Origin of the sequence: Streptomyces sp. NPDC057565, from assembly GCF_042801455.1 — a bacterium.
In the GTDB taxonomy this organism is placed as follows: Bacteria; Actinomycetota; Actinomycetes; order Streptomycetales; family Streptomycetaceae; genus Streptomyces; species Streptomyces yanii.
Genome location: NZ_JBHVFU010000130.1, coordinates 1 through 7,939 on the forward strand (window position 1 = coordinate 1; position 7,939 = coordinate 7,939).

The 7,939-nt window shown below is 69.4% G+C and carries 9 protein-coding genes; 6 read left to right on the forward strand and 3 right to left on the reverse strand.

Annotation, left to right across the window (positions count from 1 at the left end; all coding sequences use genetic code 11):
* A partial coding sequence (locus ACFU8W_RS51635; protein ID WP_384052765.1) for an integrase core domain-containing protein occupies positions 1-369 on the forward strand: 369 nt, incomplete at its 5' end.
* A gap of 370 nt (positions 370-739) precedes the next feature.
* On the opposite strand, the gene ACFU8W_RS51640 is transcribed toward ACFU8W_RS51635, so the two are convergent.
* The 3 genes from ACFU8W_RS51640 to ACFU8W_RS51650 form a co-directional block, all read right to left on the reverse strand.
* The gene (locus tag ACFU8W_RS51640; protein ID WP_384052772.1) at positions 740-1,957 is read right to left on the reverse strand and encodes a PP2C family protein-serine/threonine phosphatase; all 1,218 of its coding nucleotides are present in this window, start codon (positions 1,955-1,957) and stop codon (positions 740-742) included.
* Between the two features lie 206 nt (positions 1,958-2,163).
* Entirely contained in the window at positions 2,164-2,403 is a 240-nt protein-coding gene (locus ACFU8W_RS51645) for a Smr/MutS family protein (RefSeq protein WP_266992960.1), read from the reverse strand.
* A 468-nt stretch (positions 2,404-2,871) separates the two neighbouring features.
* A complete protein-coding gene (locus ACFU8W_RS51650) occupies positions 2,872-3,777 on the reverse strand; it encodes a LysR substrate-binding domain-containing protein (protein WP_384052766.1) in 906 nt (301 codons plus the stop codon).
* A gap of 74 nt (positions 3,778-3,851) precedes the next feature.
* On the opposite strand from ACFU8W_RS51650, the gene ACFU8W_RS51655 reads away from it, so the two are divergent.
* From ACFU8W_RS51655 to ACFU8W_RS51675, 5 genes are read left to right on the forward strand one after another with little or no spacing between them, the layout of a single operon-like run.
* The gene (locus ACFU8W_RS51655; protein ID WP_384052767.1) at positions 3,852-4,517 is read left to right on the forward strand and encodes an RraA family protein; all 666 of its coding nucleotides are present in this window, start codon (positions 3,852-3,854) and stop codon (positions 4,515-4,517) included.
* Positions 4,514-5,179, forward strand: a complete 666-nt coding sequence (locus tag ACFU8W_RS51660) for an RraA family protein (protein WP_384052768.1) — start codon at positions 4,514-4,516, stop codon at positions 5,177-5,179. Before ACFU8W_RS51655 ends, ACFU8W_RS51660 begins: the two co-directional genes overlap by 4 nt.
* Entirely contained in the window at positions 5,176-5,784 is a 609-nt protein-coding gene (locus tag ACFU8W_RS51665) for an RraA family protein (protein ID WP_384052769.1), read from the forward strand. The genes ACFU8W_RS51660 and ACFU8W_RS51665 overlap by 4 nt, the downstream gene beginning before the upstream one ends.
* Before the next feature lie 7 nt (positions 5,785-5,791).
* Positions 5,792-6,973 (forward strand): aminotransferase class I/II-fold pyridoxal phosphate-dependent enzyme, encoded by a 1,182-nt coding sequence (locus tag ACFU8W_RS51670; protein ID WP_384052770.1) that lies wholly within the window; start codon positions 5,792-5,794, stop codon positions 6,971-6,973.
* Positions 6,970-7,791, forward strand: a complete 822-nt coding sequence (locus ACFU8W_RS51675) for an alpha/beta fold hydrolase (protein WP_384052771.1) — start codon at positions 6,970-6,972, stop codon at positions 7,789-7,791. Before ACFU8W_RS51670 ends, ACFU8W_RS51675 begins: the two co-directional genes overlap by 4 nt.
* Positions 7,792-7,939 lie beyond the last annotated feature (148 nt).

Consider the following 7,939-nt stretch of genomic DNA (forward strand, 5'->3'; position numbering starts at 1 on the left):
CTTGATCCGGACCGGGACTCGAAGTTCACCAAGGCCTTCGACGCCGTGCTCGCCGACGCCGGGCTGGAGGTCGTCACCAGCGGTATCCGGATGCCGCGGATGAATTCGATCATGGAGCGATGGAGACAAACCTGTCGACGTGAGCTGCTGGACCGCACCCTCATATGGGGCCAGCGGCACTTACTCCACGCCTTGCGCGAGTTCGAGTCGTTTGACAACGGCCATCGCCCCCACCGGGCCCTGGGGCAAGCCGCTCCGCTCCGCCCGCTGCCCACACCGACCGCCGAACCAGGGCAGATCAAGCACTTGGAGATCGGCCGACGAGATCGACTCGGCGGAACCCTTCGCGAGTACCAACATGCCGCCTGATCAGGGCGGATGATTAATCGGCATCCGCAGTGCTGGCCGGGATCGTGGAGAAGGCCGGCCTGCCCTACGAGAGCCTGTCCGAGTACGTCGCCTACGCCATCGGCATAGAGCCCCTCTTTCGCAGCCTTGCGGGCCTCCAGCGCGACCGCGTCCGCGGTTAGAGCGCCCGTTTTCAAGGCCGCCGCGAGGTCGGTGACCAGGTGTTCGTGAGGCAGGTGACGGCCAAGAAGAAGGACTTCGATGAGCGAGTGCCGTCCCGTTCGCCGTGGGCTTTGACAGCCGCCGCTCACCAAGCGTCGTGGGCCGGGGTGAACCTGGACCCGGCCGAAGACGGAGCACGAGCACAGCGAGGCTCTGGCGCAATTCCGCGTCACCGATGCTGCGGACGCCATTCGAAGAGCAGGATGGTCACGTCGTCCCGCAGTTGGTTGCACTGGTAATCGAGGATGGCGTGGATGAGCAGCCGCAGTACCTCGGCCGGGCGCTGTCCGGCGGAGGAGGAGCGGATGATGAAGTCAGTGAACCGGTCAAGGCCGAACTCCGCACCGTCCGCGTCGCGAGCCTCCACGACACCGTCGGTGTAGAGCAGGACGCTATCGCCCGGTTCCAGGGTCGCCTCGTGGACTTGCCGGGCTGCCGGGGCGAGTGGACCAGCCAGGCCGATCGGCGGCTGTGGGGGGCTGTCCAGCGCCCGGGCGAGCACCCGCTCGCCACGGATCAGCAGCGGTGGGTGGTGACCGCAATTGACCCAGCGCAGCATCCCGGTCTCGGCGTCGAGCCGACACAGCACGCCGGTGCAGAAGTAGTCGGGCAGCCACTGGGCGAGCGCCTGGTCGACGGAGCCGACGACGTCGGCCAGGTCGGCACCGCCCCGGCGGGCGTTGCGCGCCGCCGCCATGGCGACCGAAGTGGTCAGGCCGGCGTTCAGATCGTGACCCATGGCATCGAGGATCATGGTGTGCAGGAGGTTCTTGACCACCGAGTGGTCGAAGGAGTCGCCGGCGATGTCGTACGCCGGTTCCAGGACCGCGGTCGATACGCACCTGCTGCTGCCGATGGTGCGGGGTGGCAGGAAGGCCCGCAGCATCTCGGCGGGCAACCGCATGGTCGCAGTGCGGGTGCGGGCGGCGAGCCAGTCGCTGTAGGCGCGCTTGGAGGTGATCAGCATGGCGAACAGATGGGCCAGCATCCGGCTGCGGCGCATCCGCACCTTGTCGAGCGAGGCGGTCCGCACCGCCAGCACGCCCAGCCGCTCCGCACCATCGACCAGAGGCATCCAGAGGATCAAGCCGTCGTCGGCCTCGGCCACCCGCGGGGAGACCGTGCGGTACGCCCAGCCGGCCGACGAGCGGTCCACCGGCAGCGGCTCCAAAGCCTCGTCGAGTGGGATGAGCAGCTGTTGTTGCAGGTCGACGAGGTAGATCAACGCGGTGTCCAGGCCCAGGGCGGAGGCGCACCGGTTCGCCAAGGCGGGCATTTCGACTGGCAGGGCAGTCTGCGCCTCGATGATCAGTTCTTCCAGCCGATTCTCGTCGACGGCGGTATCGGGACCGGAGGACGCGTGCGGTGGGTCCGACACAGGGATCACCCCTTTTGTGCCCAGTTTCACACCGGTCCCGTCCTCTCTCACGTCAGCCCGAGCAGGTGTCATGACTGAGGCCGCCCAGTGGGGGCACTGGCGCCGGCGGCAGCGAACCGGAACCTGATCCTGCCCTTGCCCCACAGACCGCGGATGGGGGCGATCTGCGTATGGCGTTCGGGCGTGAGGCCGTTTTCCCGTTGGGCGGCCCGGTCTTACGACTTGAGGTGGACTACGACTCTGCCGTCGTTGGTCGGGTCTGTCTCGAAGCGTTCGTACAGCTTCTTGATGTGTGGCTGGTTGAGGAACGCGAGCACGCGTTTCTTCAGTTTTCCCGAGCCCTTGCCCGGAATGATCTCCATCGTGGTCTCGCCGCTGCGCGCTGCCTTGAACATGGCCTGGCGCAGGGCCAGTTCGATGTCCCGGTTGTTGCGGAAGATCGGGTGCAGATCCACGGTGAGCAACGCGCAGCCTCCTGTTGTGTTCCGGCCACGCGAAAGGCCGCAGCTTGTCGGGCAAGGCTACGCGCGGCGCCGTCCGGGTGCCGGCCCCCGGGTTCCGATATGTCACCGGCCCCTGCCCAGGGGTGGGTGGTTGTGTGTGGTGCGGGTGGCCCTGTCCCTGAACCACTGCCCAAGACTGGCAGCGTGGTCGGTATCGACCTGGGCATAGCCAACTTCCTCGCCGACTCAGGCGGCGGGTTTGTCCCCAGCCCGCGTCACGGACGCAGCGCTGCCGCGCAGACCGACCGCGGTGACCGATCAGAGTCTCAGTGGCAGAGGGACAGTAACCAGTGACTCCTGTTGGTCTGTGGGGCTGGGCTTGCTGTCGCCTGGTAGGGGCGACGCCGCGAGGGAGTGACCGATGACCTTGCCTTCATCCCGGTGACCGACACGGCGGTTCTGCGGAATGAACGTCCGGAGTCAGTCGTGCGGCGGCGGTGCCTGCGCCGTGGTCAGTTGCGTCGCGATGGCGGTGAGGCGTTCGGCCAGCGCGCCGGGGTCGGACCTCGTCATGGCGGTGAGTTCGATGGTCGCCGTCGCGTGACGGAGCGGTCTGAAACGGACGGCGGGGCGTGACGCGGACGCCGCGGCGGGTACGACGGTGACGCCGAGCCCGCACTCGACCATGGCGATCTGCGAGGTCACCGACCGGGCCCAGTGGGCCGGGACAGGGCTGAATCCGGCCGCTCGGCACATGGTTGCCATGGCGTCGTGGTAGTCGGGCGAGATGCGGCGGTGCAGCCACACCCACGGGCCGCTCGCGAGGTCCGCCAGATCCAGCGGGCCGGTGGCATCAGCGGCAGGGTGGTGGACCGGAATGGCCGCGACGAACCGGTCGGCGAAGAGCGAGGTCGCTGTGGTGCCGCGCACGGGGGCGGTCTGGCGCACGATCGCCCAGTCGAGTGAGCGGTCGAGGAGGCCCGCCGCAGCCTCGTGGGTGTCGATCTCCTGGGTGCGGATCTCGACGTCCGGCACGGTCTCGTGGAACCGCTTCAGCACGAGTGGCAGGGGCCAGGAGAAGGCCGAGGCGACGGCGCCCAGGCTCAGCAGGCCGCCGCGCCCGGTCGCGGCCTGTCGGGCGGCGATCTCCGCTTCCTCGGCGTGCCGGATCAGGGCGCGGCAGTGGTGCAGGAACACGGCCCCTGCGGGGCTGAGGGCCACCGATCGCTGGGTGCGGTGCAGCAGTTCACAGCCGAGTTGCTGTTCAAGCTGCTTGATCGCCTGGGACAGCGGTGGCTGGGACATCTGCAGCCGCTGCGCCGCACGGCCGAAGTGGAGTTCTTCGGCGACCGCGACGAAGTACCGGGCCTGCCGGATCTCGACCATGATTTGCACAGCCTCTTACTGATATAGGGAATCAGACCTTCCGAATATATCTGGAGGCTGTTGAAGTGGAAGCCATGAGCAACTCATCTCTCCTGGACCGCTTCGCGGCGCTCGACTCGGCCGCGGTCAGCGACGCGCTCGACCAGCTCGGGCTTCCTTCCGGAGTCGGCGGCATCCGTCCGGTGTGGGGCCCTGCGGCCGTCGTCGGCTTCGCCGTCACCGTGGGGCTCGAACCGCGTGTCGAAGGCCCTGCCGGCGCCCACATCGCCACCACGGCCGTCGAGAGCTCGGACGACCAGAGCGTGATCGTCGTCGACAACCAGGGCCGCACCGACGTGTCGTGCTGGGGCGGCATCCTGAGCCTGGGCGCGGCCCAGCGTGGAGTTCGCGGCGTCGTCGCCGACGGCGTGTGCCGCGACGTGGCGGAGGCCCGCGAGCTGGGTTTCCCGGTGTTCGCGCGCGGTGCGATCCCGGCCACGGCCCGGGGCAGGTTGCAGCAGCACTCCACCGGCGAGCCGGTCAGCGTCGCCGGGCTCACGGTCGAACAGGGTGACGTCGTCGTCGCCGACGAGACCGGCCTCGTCGTCGTCTCGCGGGACCGGGCCGAGGAAGTGGCGGAGATCGCCACTGCGATCGTCGCCCGGGAGCGCGCCATCGCAGACGAGGTGCGCGCGGGCACGCCCCTCTCCCAGGCCATGCACGACGCCCGCCTCGCCGGAGCGAAGGAGTCGGTCCGATGAGTGTCCCCACCGTCACCTCGAACCTTGCCACCGACCTGTCCACAGCGTCGGTCTCCGACGCCCTCGACTCACTCGGGCTGCCCGGATCCCTCCAAGGCATCGGCGCCCTGCGCCAGGGCCAGCGGACCGTCGGACCGGTCTTCACCGTCACCTACGAACCGGTCGACGACACCGGCGGCACGGTGGGCGACTTCCTCGACGACGTCCCCGCCGGCGCGGTCATCCTGATCGACAACGCCGGCCGCACCGACTGCACAGTGTGGGGCGGCATCATGAGCCAGACCGCCCACGAGCGGGGCATCGCGGGCACGGTCATCCACGGCACCTGCCGTGACGTCGCCGTCGCGACCACCGCCGGTTACCCGATCTGGTCGGTCTCCCGCTTCATGCGCACCGGCAAGGACCGCGTCCGGGTCGCCGCAGTCCAAACGTCCGTCACCATCGGCGGCGTCCTCATCCACCCCGGCGACATCCTCGTGGCCGACGACGACGGCGCCGTCGTCGTCCCGGCCGCCCGCTGGGACGAGGCCGCGGACATCGCCCGCCGTATCGACCGCGTCGAAGACGCCATCGTCGAGGCCGTCCGCGGCGGCGCCACGCTCGCCGAGGCGCGCGCCCTGCACGGCTACCACTCGCTCCAGACCTGGAAGGACGCCTCGTGAACGACCTCGCCCGCGGACACTCCAGCGCGACGCTGCTGGAGGCGTCCAAGCTCGGCATCGCCCTTTCCCCCGAACTGCGGTCGCTGTGGGCCGGCGCCCGGCTGTGCGGCCCGGCGTTCACCGTGCAGGGCGCCGGCGGCGACAACCTCGCCCTGCACCACGCCGTGCTCCAGGCCCCGCCCGGGTCCGTCCTGGTCGCCGACCTCGGCGGCGCCCGCTTCGGCCACTGGGGCGAGATCCTCACCGTGGCCGCCCAGCAGCGGGGGATCGCCGGCCTGCTCATCGACGGTGGTGTCCGCGACGCCGACGAGATCAAGGGCCTCGGCTTCCCGGTCTTCTCACGCAACAACGCGATCCTCGGCACCCACAAGGACTTCCGCGGCGTGTTCGAACGCCCCGTCGCGGTCGGCGGCATCACGATCCACACCGGCGATCTCATCGTCGGGGACGTCGACGGCGTCGTGGCCCTCTCCTCGGCCAAGGCCGAGGAGATCCTCGACCGCGCCGACGCGCGCGTGGCCCACGAGAACGAGCTGATGAAGCAGCTACGGGAAGGCCACAGCACCCTCGACCTGTACAACAACTTCGAAACTGCCGGGCGGTGACGCACCCATGACGGACAACCCGATCTTCGCCGTGGCCGCCAAAGCCGAAGCACTGCGCGCCCAAGGCGCAGACGTCATCACGCTCGCCGCCGGGGAACCCCAGGCAGCCACCAGCGCCGTGGTCGTAGAGGCCGCCGTCGCCGCCGTCCGCGACCCCGCCACCCACCACTACGGAACAGCCCAGGGCGACCCCGCGCTGCGCGCGCTCGTCGCCACCGTGGTCTCCGGCGACACCGGGCTCCCCTGGAGCGCGGGCGACGTGCAGATCGCCCTCGGCGCGAAACACGCCCTCTTCCTCACCGTTCAGGCCCTGATCGACGCCGACGACGAGGTCCTGGTCGCAGCGCCCGGCTGGCCCGGGCACGCCGAGGTCGTCACAGCGGCCGACGGCATCGCCGTCCCGGTCGACACCGACGAGGAGTTCCGCATCTCGGCCGAGGCCCTCGACCGCTGCCGCACCCCGCGCACACGGGCAGTGATCCTCTCCAGCCCCGGCAACCCCACCGGCGCCGCCTACCCCGAGGACCGGCTGCGACAGATCGCCGACTGGGCGCACCAGCACGGCATCTGGGTCATCAGTGACGACATCTACCGGGCCTTCGACTACACCGGAACCTACCGGTCGATCCTGCGCGTGGCTCCGCAACTGCGCGGCCGCACCGTCGTCGTGGGCGGAGTATCCAAGGAACACGCCATGACCGGCTGGCGCATCGGCTGGCTCGCGGCCCCACCGCAGATCATCGCCTCGGCACGCCTCCACGTGTCCCGCACCATCACCCACGTCCCGACGGTCAACCAGCGGGCCGCCCTCGCCGCCCTGGGCGACACCAGAACTCCCGTCGAGGCCGCGAGCTGCTACCGGCGCCGGCGCGCGCTGCTGGTGGACGCCCTGAACGGAATCGACGGCATCGACTGCCCACTGCCTGACGGCGGCATGTTCGCCTTCCCCGACGTCAGCGCCCTCCTCCGCAACCGAAGCTGGACCAGCAGCGCCGACCTCGCCGCGTGGCTTCTCGACACCGCCCATCTCGCGGTCGTACCCGGCGAGGCCTTCAACGCCCCCGGACGCATCCGGGTGTGCTTCGCCGTGGACGACGACACATTGATCACCGCGATCGAGCGACTGCAGACAGCCCTCGGGGCCGCCGAGCAAGAGTCGGCCGTACGACAGATGGAGGAGACCCGATGAGCCCCGTCAGGAAACTCGAACGCTTCACGCTCCTCCTGACCGTCGAGGGCACCCGCGTCGAGGTGTCCGGCCTCCACCGCGGCGGCACCGGCATGCCGCTGGTGTTCCTCCACGGCTTCGGGTCGACGAAGGAAGACTACGCGGACGTCGTCCAGCAGAAACGGCTCGCCGATCGCCCCGTCCTGGCCTACGACGCGCCCGGCTGCGGCATCAGCACCTGCGCGGACCTCGGCGCCGTCTCCGTCCCCTTCCTCGTCTCCGTCGCCGAGCAGGTCCTGAGGGCGCGGCAGATCGACCGGTTCCACGTCGTCGGACACTCGATGGGCGGCCTGACCGCACTCCTGCTCGCCGACGGCGACCCCCGCCGGGTCGCGAGCTTGACCAACATCGAGGGCAACGTCGCACCCGAGGACTGCTTCCTCAGCCGCCAGATCGTCACCCACGCCCACGACAATCCCGACGAATTCCTGACCCGCTTCGCCGAACGCGTCGGCGACTCACGCTTCTACGGCGGCGCCCTGTACGCGTCGAGCCTTCCACACAAGGTCCGGGCCGGAGCAGTCAGAGCCATCTTCGAGTCCATGGTCGACCTCTCCGACCACGGCAAGCTTCTCGACCGGTTCCTCCGGCTCCCCGCACCGAAGATGTTCATGTACGGAGAGCAGAACAACACCCTGTCCTACCTCCCCGCCCTGGCCGAAGGCGGTGTCGAACTTGCCGAGATCGAGCACTGCGCCCACTTCCCGATGTACTCCAACCCGCCGCAGATGTGGGCCCGCATCGCCGACCTCGTTTCACGCGCCGACTCCCGCTCGTGAAAAGACACCCCCCAGCCCGCGACGACCTCCACCCACTTCGCTATGCCGGCCTCGGACTGGTGGGCTCGCGTGTTGAGGTGTCGCGTATTCCTGGATGCCCATGGGATCTTGTCGCTCTGCGTCAGCAATTCATGCGAGGTCGGGACCG